Annotated in this window: 19 protein-coding genes and 1 tRNA gene; 10 read left to right on the forward strand and 10 right to left on the reverse strand. The window is 31.5% G+C overall.

Translation table 11 applies throughout. The annotated features are described in order from the left end of the window. Positions 1 to 2: 2 nt before the first annotated feature. The 5 genes from Q3907_RS01680 to Q3907_RS01700 are packed head-to-tail and all read right to left on the reverse strand — an operon-like array spanning position 3 to position 4,732. The gene (locus Q3907_RS01680; RefSeq protein ID WP_301896926.1) at positions 3 to 1,235 is read right to left on the reverse strand and encodes a cell wall metabolism sensor histidine kinase WalK; all 1,233 of its coding nucleotides are present in this window, start codon (positions 1,233 to 1,235) and stop codon (positions 3 to 5) included. Beyond that, on the reverse strand, positions 1,228 to 1,905 hold the full coding sequence (locus tag Q3907_RS01685) for a response regulator transcription factor (protein WP_270486369.1): 678 nt from the start codon (positions 1,903 to 1,905) through the stop codon (positions 1,228 to 1,230). Before Q3907_RS01685 ends, Q3907_RS01680 begins: the two co-directional genes overlap by 8 nt. 23 nt (positions 1,906 to 1,928) lie before the next feature. Then, positions 1,929 to 2,597: a response regulator transcription factor gene (locus tag Q3907_RS01690; protein ID WP_301896928.1), complete on the reverse strand. Its 669-nt coding sequence runs from the start codon at positions 2,595 to 2,597 to the stop codon at positions 1,929 to 1,931. A 1-nt stretch (position 2,598) separates the two neighbouring features. Further along, a complete protein-coding gene (locus Q3907_RS01695) occupies positions 2,599 to 3,207 on the reverse strand; it encodes a GTP pyrophosphokinase family protein (protein WP_301896929.1) in 609 nt (202 codons plus the stop codon). Next, entirely contained in the window at positions 3,179 to 4,732 is a 1,554-nt protein-coding gene (locus tag Q3907_RS01700) for an aryl-sulfate sulfotransferase (protein ID WP_301896930.1), read from the reverse strand. Before Q3907_RS01700 ends, Q3907_RS01695 begins: the two co-directional genes overlap by 29 nt. A 212-nt stretch (positions 4,733 to 4,944) precedes the next feature. On the opposite strand from Q3907_RS01700, the gene Q3907_RS01705 reads away from it, so the two are divergent. The 6 genes from Q3907_RS01705 to Q3907_RS01730 all read left to right on the forward strand — a co-directional run bounded on the left by Q3907_RS01705 (position 4,945) and on the right by Q3907_RS01730 (position 8,605). Next, positions 4,945 to 5,430, forward strand: a complete 486-nt coding sequence (locus tag Q3907_RS01705; RefSeq protein WP_301896931.1) for an LURP-one-related/scramblase family protein — start codon at positions 4,945 to 4,947, stop codon at positions 5,428 to 5,430. A gap of 344 nt (positions 5,431 to 5,774) precedes the next feature. Beyond that, the gene (locus Q3907_RS01710) at positions 5,775 to 6,083 is read left to right on the forward strand and encodes a type II toxin-antitoxin system RelB/DinJ family antitoxin (RefSeq protein ID WP_118318629.1); all 309 of its coding nucleotides are present in this window, start codon (positions 5,775 to 5,777) and stop codon (positions 6,081 to 6,083) included. Beyond that, positions 6,080 to 6,406, forward strand: a complete 327-nt coding sequence (locus tag Q3907_RS01715; RefSeq protein WP_301896935.1) for a type II toxin-antitoxin system RelE/ParE family toxin — start codon at positions 6,080 to 6,082, stop codon at positions 6,404 to 6,406. The genes Q3907_RS01710 and Q3907_RS01715 overlap by 4 nt, the downstream gene beginning before the upstream one ends. Before the next feature lie 218 nt (positions 6,407 to 6,624). Continuing rightward, positions 6,625 to 7,011 carry an Hsp20/alpha crystallin family protein gene (locus Q3907_RS01720; protein WP_118318633.1) on the forward strand — a complete coding sequence of 129 codons (387 nt, stop codon included), beginning with the start codon at positions 6,625 to 6,627 and terminating at the stop codon, positions 7,009 to 7,011. A 63-nt stretch (positions 7,012 to 7,074) separates the two neighbouring features. Further along, on the forward strand, positions 7,075 to 8,481 hold the full coding sequence (gene pepD, locus Q3907_RS01725; protein ID WP_301896936.1) for a beta-Ala-His dipeptidase: 1,407 nt from the start codon (positions 7,075 to 7,077) through the stop codon (positions 8,479 to 8,481). A 49-nt stretch (positions 8,482 to 8,530) separates the two neighbouring features. Further along, positions 8,531 to 8,605 (forward strand) — tRNA-Glu (locus tag Q3907_RS01730). Positions 8,606 to 9,187: 582 nt separating this feature from the next. On the opposite strand, the gene Q3907_RS01735 is transcribed toward Q3907_RS01730, so the two are convergent. Further along, the gene (locus Q3907_RS01735; protein WP_301896938.1) at positions 9,188 to 9,388 is read right to left on the reverse strand and encodes a hypothetical protein; all 201 of its coding nucleotides are present in this window, start codon (positions 9,386 to 9,388) and stop codon (positions 9,188 to 9,190) included. A 217-nt stretch (positions 9,389 to 9,605) separates the two neighbouring features. Here Q3907_RS01735 and Q3907_RS01740 point away from each other — a divergent pair, with 217 nt between their 5' ends. The 4 genes from Q3907_RS01740 to Q3907_RS01755 are packed head-to-tail and all read left to right on the forward strand — an operon-like array spanning position 9,606 to position 11,612. Next, positions 9,606 to 10,091 carry a helix-turn-helix domain-containing protein gene (locus tag Q3907_RS01740; protein ID WP_301896939.1) on the forward strand — a complete coding sequence of 162 codons (486 nt, stop codon included), beginning with the start codon at positions 9,606 to 9,608 and terminating at the stop codon, positions 10,089 to 10,091. Further along, complete coding sequence (locus tag Q3907_RS01745; RefSeq protein WP_301896940.1) at positions 10,078 to 10,668, forward strand: helix-turn-helix domain-containing protein; 591 nt, start codon at positions 10,078 to 10,080, stop codon at positions 10,666 to 10,668. Before Q3907_RS01740 ends, Q3907_RS01745 begins: the two co-directional genes overlap by 14 nt. An 18-nt stretch (positions 10,669 to 10,686) precedes the next feature. Further along, a complete protein-coding gene (locus tag Q3907_RS01750; RefSeq protein WP_301896941.1) occupies positions 10,687 to 11,142 on the forward strand; it encodes a helix-turn-helix transcriptional regulator in 456 nt (151 codons plus the stop codon). A gap of 14 nt (positions 11,143 to 11,156) precedes the next feature. Beyond that, positions 11,157 to 11,612 (forward strand): helix-turn-helix domain-containing protein, encoded by a 456-nt coding sequence (locus Q3907_RS01755; protein WP_301896942.1) that lies wholly within the window; start codon positions 11,157 to 11,159, stop codon positions 11,610 to 11,612. 132 nt (positions 11,613 to 11,744) lie between these two features. Here Q3907_RS01755 and Q3907_RS01760 read toward each other — a convergent pair whose 3' ends face one another. From Q3907_RS01760 to Q3907_RS01775, 4 genes are all read right to left on the reverse strand, one after another. Further along, on the reverse strand, positions 11,745 to 13,043 hold the full coding sequence (locus Q3907_RS01760; protein ID WP_301896943.1) for a recombinase family protein: 1,299 nt from the start codon (positions 13,041 to 13,043) through the stop codon (positions 11,745 to 11,747). 64 nt (positions 13,044 to 13,107) lie between these two features. Next, positions 13,108 to 13,740: a recombinase family protein gene (locus Q3907_RS01765; RefSeq protein WP_278464387.1), complete on the reverse strand. Its 633-nt coding sequence runs from the start codon at positions 13,738 to 13,740 to the stop codon at positions 13,108 to 13,110. A gap of 196 nt (positions 13,741 to 13,936) precedes the next feature. Continuing rightward, entirely contained in the window at positions 13,937 to 16,039 is a 2,103-nt protein-coding gene (locus Q3907_RS01770; RefSeq protein WP_301896945.1) for a DNA topoisomerase, read from the reverse strand. Positions 16,040 to 16,081: 42 nt separating this feature from the next. Beyond that, positions 16,082 to 18,508: a toprim domain-containing protein gene (locus Q3907_RS01775; protein ID WP_301896946.1), complete on the reverse strand. Its 2,427-nt coding sequence runs from the start codon at positions 18,506 to 18,508 to the stop codon at positions 16,082 to 16,084. Positions 18,509 to 18,536: the final 28 nt, after the last annotated feature.

Here is an 18,536-nt window from a genome sequence, read left to right on the forward strand (position 1 = left end):
TCCTAGAAATTCAAAGTAAATTCTGTACCTTGTTTTTCATCACTCGTCACACTTAATTTAATTTTATGACTTTGTGCAATCTGACTTGCGATCGATAGACCTAAACCAGCTCCACCTTGATATTTTCTTGATTTATCAACACGATAGAAACGTTCGAATACATGTTTTAAATCTTCAGGCGGAATATAACTATCCGTATTACGAATCGTAAGAACGGGTTTATTTTGTATCTTTGCCAACTTAAAATATATCTTTCCACCCTTAGGTGTATATTTGATCGCATTGTCCAAGAAAATCAAAATCAATTGTTTTAATTGTGACTCATTTCCATGTACCTCTATATTCTCTTCCACTTCATCGATTAAATCAATACCTTTTTCAAACGCAATCGATTCAAATGGTAAAACACAATGAAAACATATATCACTCAAAGAACAATTCTGCATCGAAATTTCAATTCGATTCGCATCATTTTTGGCAAGAAACAACATATTTTCTACAAGCTTACGCATTCGATTTGCTTCACTTTGAATAGATTCTATCCATTTTTTCTGTGAAGAAATAGATTCTGTAGAATGATTTAATAACACATCACTATCGGCTAAAATAACGGTTAATGGCGTTTTCAATTCATGACTGGCATCGGCAACAAACTGTTTTTGTTTATCCCATGCTTGCTCAACTGGTTTTAGTGCCCATTTACTTAAAATACAACTTAATATAAAGAATACAAGTAATACACTCGATCCAATTTGTACAGATATAATCAACATTCTTTGAAAAGAGGACTGCATATTCGATATATCCACAAAGGCTACGGCATAACCAGAAGGAATAAGGGTATCCTCATTCACTTGATAGTTCGTAATCTTTTCTTTTTTATACGCAAACCCAAGTTTTTTTAGTACGCCCACATCCTCTTTATGTTCCACACTTTCAATCAAACTTTGAGCATCTTCTGCATATATATTCCATACTGTACGACTTGTGATCATATATTCATAATTAGAATCTGTATAGATCACAAAGGAATTCCCGTTAAAATTACGACTATTTCCAAATGAAATCGAAAAGTCTTTATCTTTTAGTTTCAAAGCCAATTCCAGATTTCTTTCTACTTCATTTTTATCATGGACATAATTTGAGCAACAAACTATGCCAAATACAGATAGTAAAATGATACTGACAAAGGACATTAAAATCAAAATGAATTTGGTCTGTAATTTTTTAAGCATCGCATACCTCAAGTCGATATCCAACTTTTCGAATCACTTTGATTGAAACTTGACTCTTTAAAAACTTCAATTTCTTTCTTAAGAATGAAATATATACTTCGACATTATTATCCATCGCATCACTTTCACTTCCCCATACAGAGATAATCAAATCGTCTTTAGAGGTAATCATTTCTGGATGCGACATTAATTGTTTCATTATTTCAAACTCTTTATATCCCAAATGAATATGTTGACTCGCACAATACAACTCGCAAGTATCAAGTTGTAAAGAAAGATCTTCATATTTTAATTCATGAACGATGACTTCCCCTTTTCGTCTTGTCAGTGCATTGATGCGGGCTACAAGTTCAGCAGCTGAAAATGGCTTTGTCATATAGTCGTCTGCACCTACATTTAAGCCTTTGACTTTATCTGGAATTTCATCTAATGCCGATAATAATAGTGTAGGAGTTTCAACCTTATTAGCACGCATCTTTTGTACAATTTCAAAACCATTCATACCCGGAAGCATAATATCTAAAATAGCTACATCATAATATCCGCTTAGCGCAAGGTCTAAACCTTCTTGACCATCATAGGCCATCGTAACTTGCCATTTTTGTTCTTCTAATATTTGTGCAATCGCATACGCAATATTTTTTTCATCATCCACAACTAATATATTCATATTTTCCCGCCCTTTCTTCTTTTTTATATATTAACACACAGTTCTATGTTTTCTTCATCAAATTTTATATATGCTTTCGAATCTAATGCTTTTAATTTTCTATTAACATAAGATATATAAAGTGAAACAGTTTTTACATCTACATCCACCTTATTTTGCCATACTTTTTCAATCACAAGCCATACAGGTACTCGATTCAATTCACTTCGAATCAACAAAGAAAGAATACTACATTCATATTTAGACAATTGATATTTTATATTCTTACAAGAAAGCGTCTCTTCTTTCTTATTCAATAGAATATCTTGATATTGTAAATAAGAATCATCCACTATATTTTCTTTTAACATCACTTTGATTCGAGCAATTAATTCCTTTGTCGAAAAGGGCTTGGATAAATAATCATTGGCTCCTAAATCAAAACCTTGAACCTTATCATTCACTTCATTTAATGCACTTAAAAGTAATATAGGAATATCTATCTTTTTATTTCGTATAATAGACAATACTTCATACCCATTCTTTTCTGGCATCATAATATCTAAGATCAATCCATCATAAATTTCTTGAGAAATCAAACGAATGGCACTCTTTCCATCAAAACACACATCGCAATTATAGCCCGCATCTTCTAAAACCGCTTTTAATGCATAAGCCAAATTTTCTTCATCATCCGCAATCAACAATCGCATATTATCCCTCGATTCTATCTTTAATTGTTTGAAATGATAAGTCTAAAGAAGCAATTTCATCGGCACATCGTTTTAACTCACTACGAATCAATTTTTCATCCTCAACATCTTTCTTATAATGAATTTGATGTTCTAGATTTGCCCAAAAATCAAGTGCAATCGTTCGCACCTGAATTTCAACGAAACATCCATCTACTTTAATAATCACATGTAGACTTCGATATCCACTTGGTTTGGGATGTCTTAAATAGTCTCTTACTTCCACCACTTCAAAACTAGAATTGATCCAATCTTTTACTTGATACATTTCATCTACAAATGAACAAATGATGCGAACACCAATAATGTCATGAAGTAATGCATAGTCATTGCCAATCTTTTTTAAAACACTTTCCGGCGATTTGATCCTAGAAGTTGTATATTGTATACAAGCTAATGAACTCAATTCAATCGTATTTAAAACAGAATCGAGTACTTTCTTAAACTGATCATAGTCAGATCCATAAAATTCTTTATATGTCATAACATAAACATACGAAACAACACTTAAAATTGGCTTAAAAAAAGTTAGAGATTGCTCTCTAACTAAAATAATATCCTTTATAATCATAATAATAGATTCGATAAATAAAACGATCATTTTTCTTTATACTCAATTGCTGTTCAAGATTTCCATCCGTATCATAAATGGATAATAGTCCTGCAATACCTGAATCTATGACAATATGATTACCTAGATTTTGTGCACTGGATACATAGGCACTAAACGGAACTTCAAATGAATTCACCAATGTATATGTACCTTCATTTTCATCCACTAAATATTGATAGTAATACGATGTTGTACCTTCTGTAATACTTGTTTGAATTCCTTCATTTACTGTCCAATCATAATCTTTTCTTGTTTTTGAGTAGCCAAAGTTGTTGTTAAACATATATAGATAGTATTGACCTGATTCAAGCGAATCATCTTCCATATAGGTTACAGTATGTTGTCCTCCACTTGTCAAGAAATCACCTACTTTTGTATATAGATATTCTGTATAATCCGTATCTTTCCAGAAATCTTCATTTCCAATAATATAATCAATACTTGGATTTGTGCTTACATCCTTGATTTTAATGATTGAACTTGTTTCTCGAGAAGAAAGAATAACACTATCATCATTTAGATATTGAAGTGTATTGATATGCATCCAATCCCATTTTGAGCCTTCCTTATGATTCGTGCTTTCTTTGTAGCTTTTAAATAAATCTTCTAAATCTAATAATTCACTTACTTCTTCTGCGTCTACATCTAATTTAATAATGCAGTCTTCTACACTATTCTTCTCTTCATTTGTAGCTAATAAAATCAAATTTCCATCCTGATCAAATTGATAATCGTGATGAACTATATAATTACCCAAATTATAAATGTGTTCTATCATTCCCAAATGATTGATGGCTGCCATTCGATGTGTTGATACACTCATATATAATGTTTGATTTTGCATCAACATACGATGAGAACGATATCCAATAATTGGAATTTCCCCACGCAAAATGCCATTTGTATCATACATATAAACAAAGTCTTGATCATCGGAATCATTTCCTAATAAGGTATATAACCCATTACCTAAATCTTGTTTAGAACCAGACACTTGTTCAAGTTGTATATCTTCATCACCTAAAAGTGATCCCATTGTATAATTTGTACTTACGCTTTGACTTGTCCCATCCTTATAAGTAGCTGTAATTGTGATTGTATTTGTACAGTCAGGAATCAATCCAATCAATTGAAATTCATGTTCTTTTTGAAATTCTTTTGCCTGATAAGCTGTAGCTGTAAAATCCGCATAATCAGCACAACTTACTGTATATGTAATTTTTGCCGCTTTGGATGTATTAAAATAAACATACATCGATTGTGTATTGGTTGAAAAAGGATTGTATTTCATAAACATATTTTGAAATGTATAATTTCCATTTCCTTTTTCATTTTCTAAATCCGATAATGCCTGCTCTTGAAACTGAGTCGTATAGATTTTATTGACTGTGACTCTTGATTGATCATCTTTATAGATTCCATATCCAATCGTAAGGCCTATAATCAATACAAATATCAATATGTTTCCGAGTCTTTTCTTCATAACAAATTCACCTCGGATATATTTTATTATGTTTTCCTTAAGATTTCCTTAAGTTTTCTTAAGATTTTAAAAATTGTCAAAAAAAAGAAATAGGCATGATTATTCTAAGGGCATGAAAAGTATAATCACCTATTTCGTTAATGAGTATATATATTAAAACTTAAATAAACCTTAAATATATTCAATGCTATAATTGGGATGGTGGTGAAATTATGAAACTATTATTTAAGCAACGATTCTTTTCCTGGTTTGACAGTTATGATATATACAACGAAGATGGTCAAATCATATATCAAGTCGAAGGAAAACTTTCTTGGGGACATAAACTAGTCATTTATGATCAAAATAGAAATGAAGTGGGTACTGTATTAGAAAAAGTGATAACTCTTCTTCCTAAATTTGAAATCTATAAGAATAATGAATATATTGGATGTCTATCGAAAGAATTATCTTTCTTTACTCCACATTACAACATTGACTACAATGGATGGCATATTGATGGAACTCTTACTGAATGGAATTATACAATTGTGGATGAAAGCTATGATACTGTAGCGATTATTCGTAAAGAAATATTTAATTTTACAGATACTTATGTCATTGATGTTAAAGATGTAGAAAATGCATTGGATGCACTTATGTTTGTCTTGGCTATTGATGCAGAAAAGTGTACTCGTAACAAGCGACAAAATAATTAGCACTTAACACTCCATAAGAAAAATTTAAATATTTTGATAGACTACGGAACGTACATTTTTTGCGTTCCTTTTCTATACTCAAAATCGGAAGAAGAAAAAATTTTCGAATAAAATAGTAAAGCGATTACTGAAAACTACAAAGTATCCCGACAGCTTTATTGTCGTCACTGAAAAAAATTAGATCTTCACTATTTCAAGCTAGCCTATTGCGTCCGGTGTAAAAGATGTATTACTACAGTTATTCAACAAGATTTTTGGAACGCAAAATCAGTATTGCTAATGTGCGGACATCTGCATATAATAAAGATAGACGGAAACACTACTCACGAAAGGAGATGTTTTATATGGCAACAAAATCAGCAAATTTATATGCAAGAATTGAACCAGATGTTAAAGAAAACGCAGAAAGTATCCTGTCTGCACTTGGTATCTCTGCGTCCAGTGCTATCAATATGTTTTATAAACAAATCATCTTACAGAGAGGACTTCCATTTGAAGTAAAAATACCATCTACCAGACCGGTTGATATCAACACATTATCAGAAGTAGAGTTCAATGAAGAATTGGAAAAAGGATATGCAGATATGCAAGCTGGACGGACAAAAAATGCAAAAAAAGCCTTTGCTGACATTCGCAAAGATTATGGTTTATGATATATGAAGTAGAAGTATCCCAACAGGCTGACAGTGATTTGAGTGGGATTTTTGAATATATTGCTTTTGAATTACAATCACCGAAAAATGCAAGTGGACAACTTGACCGTTTGGAAAAACAGATATTAAGTCTGAATACGATGCCAGAGCGTTATCGAAGATATGAAAAAGAGCCATGGAAAAGCCGTGGACTTCGTGTATTACCAGTAGATAATTATGTCGTACTATATATTCCAGATTGTGATAAAAAGGTTGTAACAATACTTAGAGTCATGTATACCCGAAGGGACATAGACCATCAGTTAAATCTTTACACAAAGTAATAAAGTACATAATTTAAAACAGTCTTTCATTTATGATTGACTGTTTTTTTTCATATTCAATTAATTAGGTGATCAACAATCAAAAAAAGTGTTGCAAAACCCGTAAAATCAAAATTTAAACGAATCTCAAAATTATTAGCACTCAGATATTGACTGTGCCAAACAATTGTACTATGATATTAGCAGTTAAAAGATATAAGTGCTAAGGAGGATTCAATATGCGCTATTACCCTAATTATTTTGATGACTTTTTCAATGATACTAAAAAACAAGATACAAATACTGTTTTAAGAACAGATATTTATGAAAAAGATGGATATTATCAAATCTGCATGGAGGTTTGTGGCATCCAAAAAGAAAATATTCAAATTGAATTGAAAGATGGATATCTAAAGATCACAGCAACTCGTAATATCAACAAAGAAGATACGCGTGTACTTCGTCAAGAAAGATTTACTGGAACTTATTCTCGTTCTTTCTATATTGGTGAAGGCTACAAACAAGAGGATATCAAAGCTCGTTTTGACAATGGTGAATTATTTATCTTATTGCCTACAAAACCTGTAAAGCATGAAGAAGAAACAAGATATATCAATATTCAATAGTGAGGGACTTGCGTCTCTCATTTTCTGTACTATACTATTTTTAATCAAGTGGAAGTATAAACAATGAGTGTATTAGATGAAAATGTCGCAATCTTCAAATATTTTGAAGAAATCTCAAAGATTCCTCATGGATCTTTTCATGAAGAAAAAATTGCAGACTATGTAGAAAACTTTGCGAAGGAACATAATTTTAAATATGTTCGTGATGACATGAATAATGTGATTATTTATAAAAATGCTACACCAAGCTACAAAGAGCACGATACAGTAATGTTACAAGCGCATATGGACATGGTATGTGAAAAAAACAAGGATGTTGATTTTGACTTTGAAACCGATGCTTTAAATTTATATGTTGAAGATGGATGGTTAAAAGCGAAAGGAACAACATTAGGTGCCGATGATGGATTTGGAGTGAGCTACATGTTGGCCATTCTTAGTGATGATACTCTAAAGCATCCAAATCTAGAATGTGTATTTACTGTACAAGAAGAAGTAGGTCTATTAGGATCTATTAATTTAAAGAAAGAATACTTCAATGCCAAAAAGATGATTGGTCTTGATGGGGGTGGTGAAGTTAGTACTTGTACCACAACAAGTGGTGGTCGCTATGCCTATGTCAATAAAACATGTGCTTTTGAAGAAGTTGATAAACCAACCTACAAACTTACTGTAAAAGGATTAGATGGTGGTCATTCAGGTGCTTGCATTGATCAAGAAAAGGGTAACTCCATTAAAATCTTATTTCGAGTTCTACAAACATTAAAAGATATTCAAATTGTATCTGTAAATGGTGGTCTAAAAGAAAATGCAATTCCTAGAGAAGCAGAAGCAACTTTCGTTTCAGATATTAAACCAAATATTGAACAAATCACAGCCGATTTAAAAACAGAATTTGAATTCAGTGATAGTAAGCTTGATATTCAATTGGAAGAAACAGAAAAAGCTACTAAAGCCTTTACTTCAAAAGATACAAATGAATTAATTACACTATACTATTTATTACCAAATGGTTTGCAGCATAAATCGATGGCCATTGAAGGATTAACACTAGCTTCCCTTAACTTAGGTAAACTAAGAACAGAAGACAATGTTGTAAAATGTGCATTCTGCATCCGCTCCCCATTAGAATCTATGAAGGATGAATTAGGAAATAAAATCAAAATGATTGCACAATTATGTCATGCATTTGAACATGAAGATACAAACTTTTGTGGATGGAACTATGAAGCTAATAGCCCATTAAGAGATACATTAAAAGAAATCTTAAAAAGACAAGGTGTAGAAATGGAAACAGAAGCATCCCACGGCGGTATGGAAACAGGTATTCTAAAAGGATTGATTCCAGATTTAGATATCATCACATACGGTCCTATTGCCGAAGGTTGTCATACGCCAGAAGAAAAATTAAACCTAGAATCTTTTCAAAAAGCCTATAAAAACTTATGCGATTTGATTGCAGAATTGTAAGAGAAGTCTATACTTCTCTTTTATTTTGTGCTATAATACTTAAGCACATGGCGCGTTCGGCAAGCGGTTAAGCCACAGCCCTCTCAAGGCTGTATCACGGGTTCGAATCCCGTACGCGCTACCATTAATTTTATTGATCGAACTGCTACTTAGCTTTCGATGCCGAAAAAGCATAGTAAAAAGCATTATAAAAGTGGCTGTGAGATATGGAGGGACCGAAAACGAATGAACTATGATTTGACGGTCAAATCATTCGCTTTTGGTTTTTTTATTTTGCAATTGCAAATTCCATATCACCAAGCATATTTTTAGTTTAAACAACTTTATTCATTTTTAAAAACTAAAAAAGGACCGCTATTAACCAATTATTTTAGCAGTCCTTTGAAAATTATGATACTTATCATCTTGAAATAATTTTAAAGTTTGATAGAATTATAGTATCAAATGGTTCTGCCAAAACCATTGGTCATCCCTCCAGAGGTTAGTTCCCTCGTGGAGTTTTTTTTATTGTTCCAATTTAGCTTTCTGATTAAATTTTAACACTCATAAGGTTGATGTACAATAGAAAAATAACAAGAAACAGAAAAAAGAGGTTTAAAATAAGCTTTTATTATACCAAACAGCATATAACCTAGCTAATTACCTTATATAAAGGCAGAAAAAAAGGCTATAGCCAATATTCAAATATTGACTAAACCTTTTTTTATTAAGCTTGTGAGATTCCATAAGCTTGTTCATACACTTCCATAAGTTCATTATCTACTGGAACAGATGCGGTAAAAACCATTCTATCCCCTACAAAAGAGATAGCTATCTTATTGATATCGAAATCTGATAAAAAATCTAGCAATTCCTCTTTAGTCCCCTCTAAGCCGATTGACGGTAAAATACGTTTGTTGTTCATCATTTAAAACCTCCTACATTCATTGTAGCGATCCAATGTGAAAACAACATTAATTTCGGAAAATTCATAAAAAAAGAGTCGGCAGAAAGGGTTGAGTGCCAACTTAACCTAGTATACCAGTGTATTATGTGAATTTTCAACCATAATTATATCATTTTATATACTATATTATATATGGTCTGTTTTATATTTGTTATAATATACTCAAGAGGTAGATAATATGGGAATGGATAGAAACAATTATCAAATTGGTATATATTTAGAAAAAGCTCTTCAACATAAACATTTAACAACAAAAGAATTATCAGACTTAAGTGGTGTTGATATAACTAATCTAAGAAAGTTTTTAATCAATGAAAGCTCACCTTCTCTAACCACTATAAAAAAGATTGCAAAAGCCTTAGACATGGATTATGAGTATTTTATTAATGATTCTTATTATAAAAAGAAGCAAACCAAGACAAGCATTGATAACGAGCTATTCGATATGATAGATGAAACAAATGAAATCAACATGAGAAAAGCTTATAAAGGAATCAATCGCATTATAAACCAGTCTTATAACTCTGCTTCAGCTACTGGGAAAAAAGAAATATTAGAATATTTATATCATGTAATGACTATTGATATTTACAAAGTTATATATAACGAGAAGAATGAATCAAACTCGAATCGAGGAGGAACAAAGCATCATGGGAATAGATAGAAACAATTATCATATTGGTTTGTACTTAGACAAAGTACTTAATGATAAAAATTTAACAATCAAAGAATTATCAGATCTAAGTGGCATTGAAATAACCATGTTAAGAAAATTCTTAATCAACGAAAAATCACCTTCTTTAACTACTATAAATAAAATTTCAAATGCTTTAAATATGGATCCTGAATATTTTACTAGCGATTCATATTCTAAGGATGGAAACATTAAAGCTACAATTTTAAGCAACGACCTTATTTTACACATTGACAAGAATAATGAAAAAGATTTAAAAAAAGCTTTTAGAGCTATGAATCGTATGATGAATCAAATTTTCAACTCACTTTCTTTAAAAGGTAAGAGAAAAATTGCTCATATTTTACATCTTATTTTAGTTACGTATATAAGAGAAATCGCATATTCTGATAATAAAAGTAAAGACTCTTGGAAGCACCTATATTCCGATAGTTCATTACTACATGATATGTTTGGAATTAGTGAAAAAGATTACATTAAATTTCGAACATCATTCAATAATCAATTAAATACAAATACAAAAAAGCACAATTCAGAACAACATTAGATAATTAGGAGTATTATTATGAGAATCGAACGAAACAATTATCAAATAGGAATCTATCTTGAAAAAGCATTAACGGATAAAAACATGTCTGTTAAACAGCTATCTGATTGCACGGCCATTAATATTCGACTTTTAAGTAAATATTTAATTAATGAACAATGTCCATCCCTAACAAATATTCAGAAGATTGCAAAAGCTTTAGATAAAGATGTCGAGTATTTCACGAAAGACGCCTATTACAAAGACATTCTGGTTAGAACAGGCATAAACGAAGAAATGTTTGCAAGAATAGATAAAGCTAACGATCAAAATATAAGACAATCATATAAAGTAATAAATCATATGATAAATCAATCATTCAATTCAGTTTCATTAAATGGTAAAAAAGCAATATTAGAATCCCTATATCATGTAATGACAACTGATATATACAAAACTACATTCAACGAGAAAAGCAAAGAAGAATCAAAATAAGGAGCAGAAGTACTATGGGGAAAGAACGAAACAATTATCAAATAGGAATCTATCTTGAAAAGGCATTAAATGAAAAAAACATGTCAATTAAACAATTATCTAATTTTACTAGTATTAACGCACGCCTTTTAAGTAGATATTTAATTAATGAAAAATGTCCATCTCTTACAAATATTCAAAAGATTGCAAACGCTTTAGATAAAGATATCGAGTATTTCACCAATGATTTTTACTTTGAAAACAAAAATATGAAAGAAATACTTATGAATTCTACTATCCTTCTTCATATTGCTAACAATACTGATGACAGCAATAGCAAAGCATTTAAATCCTCAATTAAATTGATGAAACAGATTTTCAATTCATCAACTGACGCAGGCAGAAAAAAGCTTTTAGATGAATTTATAATTTTTCTATCAGATAAAGCGTATGACATTGCATATGAGGATAAAAATGGGGTTGTCGAGTGAGTCCACCTTTTTTAGTTAATAAAATGTAGATAAATGTAGAACAAAAACAGCAATTATCGAAATTGCCTTGGAACTATATTTAGACAATCTAAATTCCAATTATTAAAAAGACTATCACTAATGATAGCCTTTTTATTTAGATTTGAATTGAATACTGAGCACAATTTGTTCATCAAAATCAAAAATAATTTTTGAAATCATATCATGAACGTAAGCATATTTTTCTTCCTGTGTCATTTCAAAATATTTTGAATTGGATACAATGTCTAAAGAACTTAATTCTTTTAAAGTCATATTCCTTTCCTTCTCCAATTTTGCCATAGTAAATTTATACGTATCAAAATCAATAACATTTTCTTTATACGCATTGAACACTTCTTCTTTCTTTTCTTCCAAAGCTGATAATATCAATTCCTGTTTTTTTTGTTTTTCAAGAGTCTTGATTCTAAATTCTTCCAAGAACAGAGTTTCAAATATTTCCTTTTCTAAGAAGGTTTGATTTACTCTTTTGTTACATTTACTACAATAATAATATCTATATATTCTGCTAACACCTGAATTGTGTTTAATTGTACATACATGTTGCAACATCTCACCACATGAACAATAAACCAAACGATGAAAAGTATAAGTTTGCTTTTCTAGACTATGCACTTCTCTATGTGCTGCCATTTTAAGCAATTCATTATATTTATTTAAATTCATAATCGGTGGAACAAAATCATCATAAGAAACTCCATGAAATTCAAAAACACCTATATTCATTTTCCGAATCAACAATTCTTTAAGATGTCTCCAAGATTTGCGGTATCCATATTTTGCAAATACCATTTTACTTATATCACTTAAGCTATATCCTTCTATGTAACAATCCGTCATATAATTAATAATTTCAGCTTCCTTTTCATTTATCATAAGTTTTCCATCATTTGTTTTATTCCAACCATATGGAGCTTTCCCTCCACAAGGGTACTTACCACTACGCACCATCTGTTCAAGTCCTGCAATGGTTCTTTCACTGATAACTTCTCTTTCCCACTGACTTATCAACGATAACAGACCAACAAACATTCTTCCGTTCGCTGACGTGATATCCAGTCTATCTATAACAGCAACCAAAGAACAATCATAATCCATTACCTGTTTAATTAGTTTATATGTATCAACAACATTTCTAGTTAAACGATCTAATTTGAACGCAATGATTGTATGTATTTTCCCCTTCTTCATATCATCAAGCATTCTTGCCATTTCTGGACGCTCTAAATTCTTAGCAGAATAACCATCATCTTTATAGATTTCAATCTCATCACTTGGATAATATAAATCTATATATTTCTTACATTGCACTTCCTGATCGCCTAATCCATATCCATTTCGAGCTTGGTCTAAAGTGGATACTCGTAAATACATAGCTATAATTCTCTTCATAAATAAATGTCCTCCTCGAAGAAAAAAATGTGTAGATGGCAGTACAGCCACCTACACATAATTATCAATGATTTGATTTGTATTCATTCACATATCTATAATAGGTGGCTTTCTTCATCTTTAGCTCTCGCATTAATTCTAACGAACCTAGCTCACCTTTTATTACCTTCTGGTAATGCTTTGCAAAATCCTTTGCCGACATTACACGTTTTCTACCATATTCTTCCCAATTACCGTGTAGCCTCTTCTCCTCGATTCCTTCTCGTTGTCTCTTCTCTCTTCTTTGCATTTCTGTTTCTGCCTGCATAGCATAAATTTCAATTATTACTTTATTGATTGTTTCAGTAATTAATTTATTCATCTTATCAGCTTCTTCAGGCAATTCAATCGTTGTTGTAGGAATATCAAGAATCATAACTCTAATTCCATGTTCTTCATAATATCTCAACTCATCACAAATAGCTTTTTTATTTCTTGCAAGTCGATCCAGTTCATAAATTACTAAAGTATCACCTTCACGTAATACATCTTCTTTCAAAACTGTATAACGTGGGCGTTCAAATGTTTTCCCTGAGATTTTATCTACAAATATTTTTTGCAATGGATAATTGTGCTTTTCACAAAACAATTTGATTCCGTCTATACCTCGATCTAAATTCTGCTCTTTTGTACTGACTCTATGATAACCATAAAACATAATTCTCACCTACATTCCTACAACTATTATAAAACAGAAGTTCCGAAAAGTATACATTGTGAGACTGTCAAAAATAATCACCTACGCTAGTATCAAAAAGTATGAAAGATTTAAAATGAGACTAGTATCACTTAATGAGACATGTTTATAAAGAAGAATATGAAAACCTGTATATTCTATCCCCAGAATTAATTCACTATCGTTTCTTCTTTTTAGAAAAAACGAGTTCCCAGTCAATATAATCCTTATTATTAAATAATTTTGGCTTATTTTTTATTTTTATCCCAGCCTCATAATTCTTATCTTTACCTTTAGAGTACAAAGTGAATTTTGGACATTTTCCATTCAAAAGAGATCTTATATCCTTTTCACTTAATTCAATTTCATTTCCAAATACATTGACTTTTTTCTGTAATGCAAATGAACATTGTGCCCTGTCATCTTTTTTGTGAGAATAAAAATCTCCATTTTTCCCTTTTAATTTATAAATAGGCTTGCCACACCACGGACAACTACCATACTCCGGCCATTCACTGGACTTATCATATTGACTTAACGAATAGTTGGATAAATCACTAAAATAGTCATTCAAAAATGATTTTGTTTCTATCAATGCATCATCAATAGATAAATTCCCTTTATAGACTGATTTCAATGTTTTCTGCATTTCTACAGTCCTTGCAGGCGACATATCACAATGAACTTTCTGTAAAGATTCAACCATGTATTTTCCTTTAGGCTCAATTCTATACACGTTTCGCTTTAATGAAATGTATCCAACATTTATAGCCTTTTCTATAATACCCGCACGTGTTGCTTCCGTTCCAATCTCACAGCCATCAAGCAACGACTTATATTCATCATCAAGAGAATCATTCTCTTTTTTAAAAGGATGTGTTAGGTAATTACCCAACGTCTCAACAGTATAGTGACTTGGTGGAGACGTTTTCTTTTCTACTGGTTTAAAATCCACAGGAATTTGTTCACCTATCTTTAAATCTGGCAAACTAACATTCTTGGCATCATCCATTTCATATTTCATCCACCCTAGTGACTTAAACATTTTTCCTTTTAACTGAATTGACTCAGGTTTATATCTTCCTACTTGTATATCAATCACAGATTCAGTAACAACACATTCTTCCTTTGTGAACACTGAGAAAAAGCGATTGTATATTGTTGTATAAACATTTTCTTCTTTCTCTGACAAAGAAGAAATATCTGCAATCTTTTCTGTTGGAGATAATGCGGAGTGAGATTCAATCTTAGAATCATCAAAAACACGTTTAGTATCTTTATAAATCAATTCTCCATTCCTATCATGAATTTGAATTAGATTCTTCACTTTGTCTTTCTCATTTTCACTTAAAAACTCTGTATTTGTTCTAGGATATGTTACAAGGCCCATCTCATATAGGCTTTGAACAATTGATAATGTCTCGGCAGGCTTTAGTTTAAACTTCTTTCCACAATATCCCTGTAACTTGCTTAAAGAAAAAAGACGAGGACTGTTCTTGACAGTATCTTTAGAAGAAACATCCACAACATTCCCTCCAGATGTATTATAATCATCACAAACTGATAAAGCATTGGATCTTTCATTTATGCCAAATTTCAATTTTGAAACAAGTTCAACACCATCTACATTTGAAATCAATGAATAATACTTTTGAGGAACAAACCCATCTATAGACTTGTCCCTCTCATATATAGCGATGACTATAGGACAAATAACACGTCCAATCGACATCGTTTGATTCGCAATGGATGAAATAGATCTTGTTAAATTAATTCCAAGAATCCAGTCTATGTATGTTCTGGCAAGCCCTTCATAATACAAATTATCATATTCAGAATCTAGCTTTCTCTCCTTCATTTGCTTAATGATTGTTTGAGGAGTCTGATCTGGCAACCATAAACGAGTGATCTTCTTATAGGATTTTAATCCCGCACTCAAGATAAGCCGAACAATAACCTCACCTTCACGATCTGCATCTCCTGCACAAATGATTTCATCTGTTTCAGAACTATTTATCAGATTACATATTATATCGAATTGCTTTTTTACATTCTTCTTTAAATCAAATTCAAATGGATCAGGATAAAAAGGAAGATTCTCCCCCCAAGGAACTTTATGTCCAAAGTATGCATCCATATCTTTCAGTTCAAGTAAATGCCCAAAAGCATATGTGACCGCAATTTCTCCGTTTGATAAATATCCATCATATTTATCATAAACTCCAAGAGCACTTGCAATCGTCCTACCTAAGTTCGGCTTTTCTGCAATAATAACTTTCATTTATACCTCCAAGAAATAAAGATGGCAGTACTGCCACCTTTATCATCGTGATCTATTCATTTCTTTTTCATGTCCTGCTGAACGATTCATTTCATCAATAGAAACTGTTTTTCCAGACATTTCTCGCATTTTTTGCAAAATGCTTTTGTTTTGTGATTTATCAACACTTTTATTTTGACTCTGAACCTTATTTTTTTCTTCTTTATACTGATTCAATCTTTCATTCCAACTACTTGCATGAGCAGGACTAACATATCTTACATCTATCCCATTGTTATTAAATGAATCTAAACAAGATACAATATGCATTGCGGATAGGCTGCCACTTTCATTTCTGTCCTTGCTAGGCATATAGGCAACTCCTTTAAACTGATATTTATCATTGATGGACTTGATACCATTAATTTTTGATTCATTAAGATTTCCGTCAGAAATAAATGCATATTTAGCTAAATCCCTGCCAGTTTCCTTCAGTAGAGACATATATGAAAGCATATCCATATTGGATTCAAATACCAGTAATTGTTTTTCGCATGATGGAACCAAATCTGTTCTAGTTTGAATAAAAGTTTTAGCCTTGTCATCAATAAACATTTCCTTATTTGTTTTTGAAAGACAGCTCATAATACCTATATCAATTCCTTTATTTTCTAAAAATGAAATAGATTTTATTAATGAATCGTTTTCATTTAATTGCATATTGGTTGAAGGAACTTCTTTTGTTTGAGGAACAGATTTAACTAAATCGGTTATATCTTTTAGCACCTGTCCTTTTATGGTTTCTAAAGAAATCGTATTATCCCTGTATCCAACAATAATATCATTCCAGTCTTTGCAGGATGGAATATCAGGAATAATAGGTTTAGCATCTATGCCAGTTTTAGATAATTTACTTGAAATCTCCTTAGCTTTGTTCTGCCCCCAGTTTTCCTTTCCTTCATAGTCATTGTCAAATAATATACGAACTGTATTATAGCCATATTCTTTACATGTTTCAGGTATGCATATATCATGATTAATCGAACTACATGACAGATATGCAAACTGTGTATAATCTACGCCACACTCTTTTAGCAAAGACATGTAGGAAATCATATCAATGTTTGCTTCAAATACTAGAAGTGGCTTATCAGCATTTCCCTTTTTCCCAAATTGGCCTTTAGTCTCTGGATCATAAAACCACCCAACTTTGTAATTACAATTTTTAAAATCTCCTTTAAATTTGATTTTAGGAGAAACTGAACGCTGACATATAGATGAAATATACTTATTATCTTTACGGCCAACAAACGCAACCTTTGGACCATAGCTATCTGAAATCTGATAAATCATATTTTCACTAATCATTTTATTGATAATATCTCTGTCTAGACCTCTTGTTTTTGTAAGATATGCAATTGATTGCCTCATAGATTTATTTTCTTCAGAATTATAATTTAATTCCTTTAACTGATTATATAAATCATGGTGCCTATCTTGGTCAGATAATTCTGTAGGCTTTTCTCTGACTGCCTCGACAAATTCCTTATCCAAATCAATATTTGGCATCAACTTTAATACAGCTTCTTTAAAACCCACATTCATTATTTCCCTATACAGGCTTACGCATCCGCCCCTTTTCCCTTGACTGTTCCAAAAGAAAAAGTTACGTTTTAAATCAAGAACAAGTGAATCATGATCTCGATCACGCAATGAATAGCGACCATTCTTTTCAAGATTCAAACCACATAGTATTGCAACGTCATCAATCTTCATTTGCAAATCGATTTGTCTTGCAATCTCATTTAAATCATGAGACTTGGATTTTTTACTTTGCTTCTGACTGCTATCATTCTTTTCCACCCTATCATCAGATTCTTGCTCCTGCTCATTATTACCATTTTCAGCCTGTGCTTCTTCAATTGGTTTGGTGGCAGTACTGCCATCCTCCATAGTATTTTGAATAGCTTGTGTATCCTCTGAAATTTCTTCGGTAGAATTCACACTTTCAACATCTTTAGACTCGTCATCAGTACTTAATAATATATCATTCACACTGTCATCAATATCTTCCAGATTATGATTTACGCCTTCAACCGCATGCTCCATCTGCTTTTCATATTCTTTTTCAAGACCAAGATATCTTATCTGTTCTTTCCCAAGGTAGAAATTATAATATCCTTCTTTATCAAGGATTCCCTGATACACATCGTCTACAATTGTATCTTTATATACATCAAAGGCATCTGAATAGGAAGAATAATATTCTTTGTCATATTCAGTTTCAATCATAATTGACCCATTTGAGTCCTCTCTTATATCCCATCCTAGAGATTCAAGATCCTTTACAAAGTTACGAACAATACTGCGTTTTAAATTGTTATCATAATTTTGCTGAGCTTCTATAACCGATAAAGATGATGGGGTGACAGTTTGACGTATGACTCGATCTGTATCAAATCTATTTTTTATATTGTTATATTCATTCATAATAACCCTCCAAATTAAAAGATGGCAG

The sequence above is a fragment of the uncultured Holdemanella sp. genome (genome assembly GCF_958348295.1).
Lineage (GTDB): Bacteria > Bacillota_I > Bacilli_A > Erysipelotrichales > Erysipelotrichaceae > Holdemanella.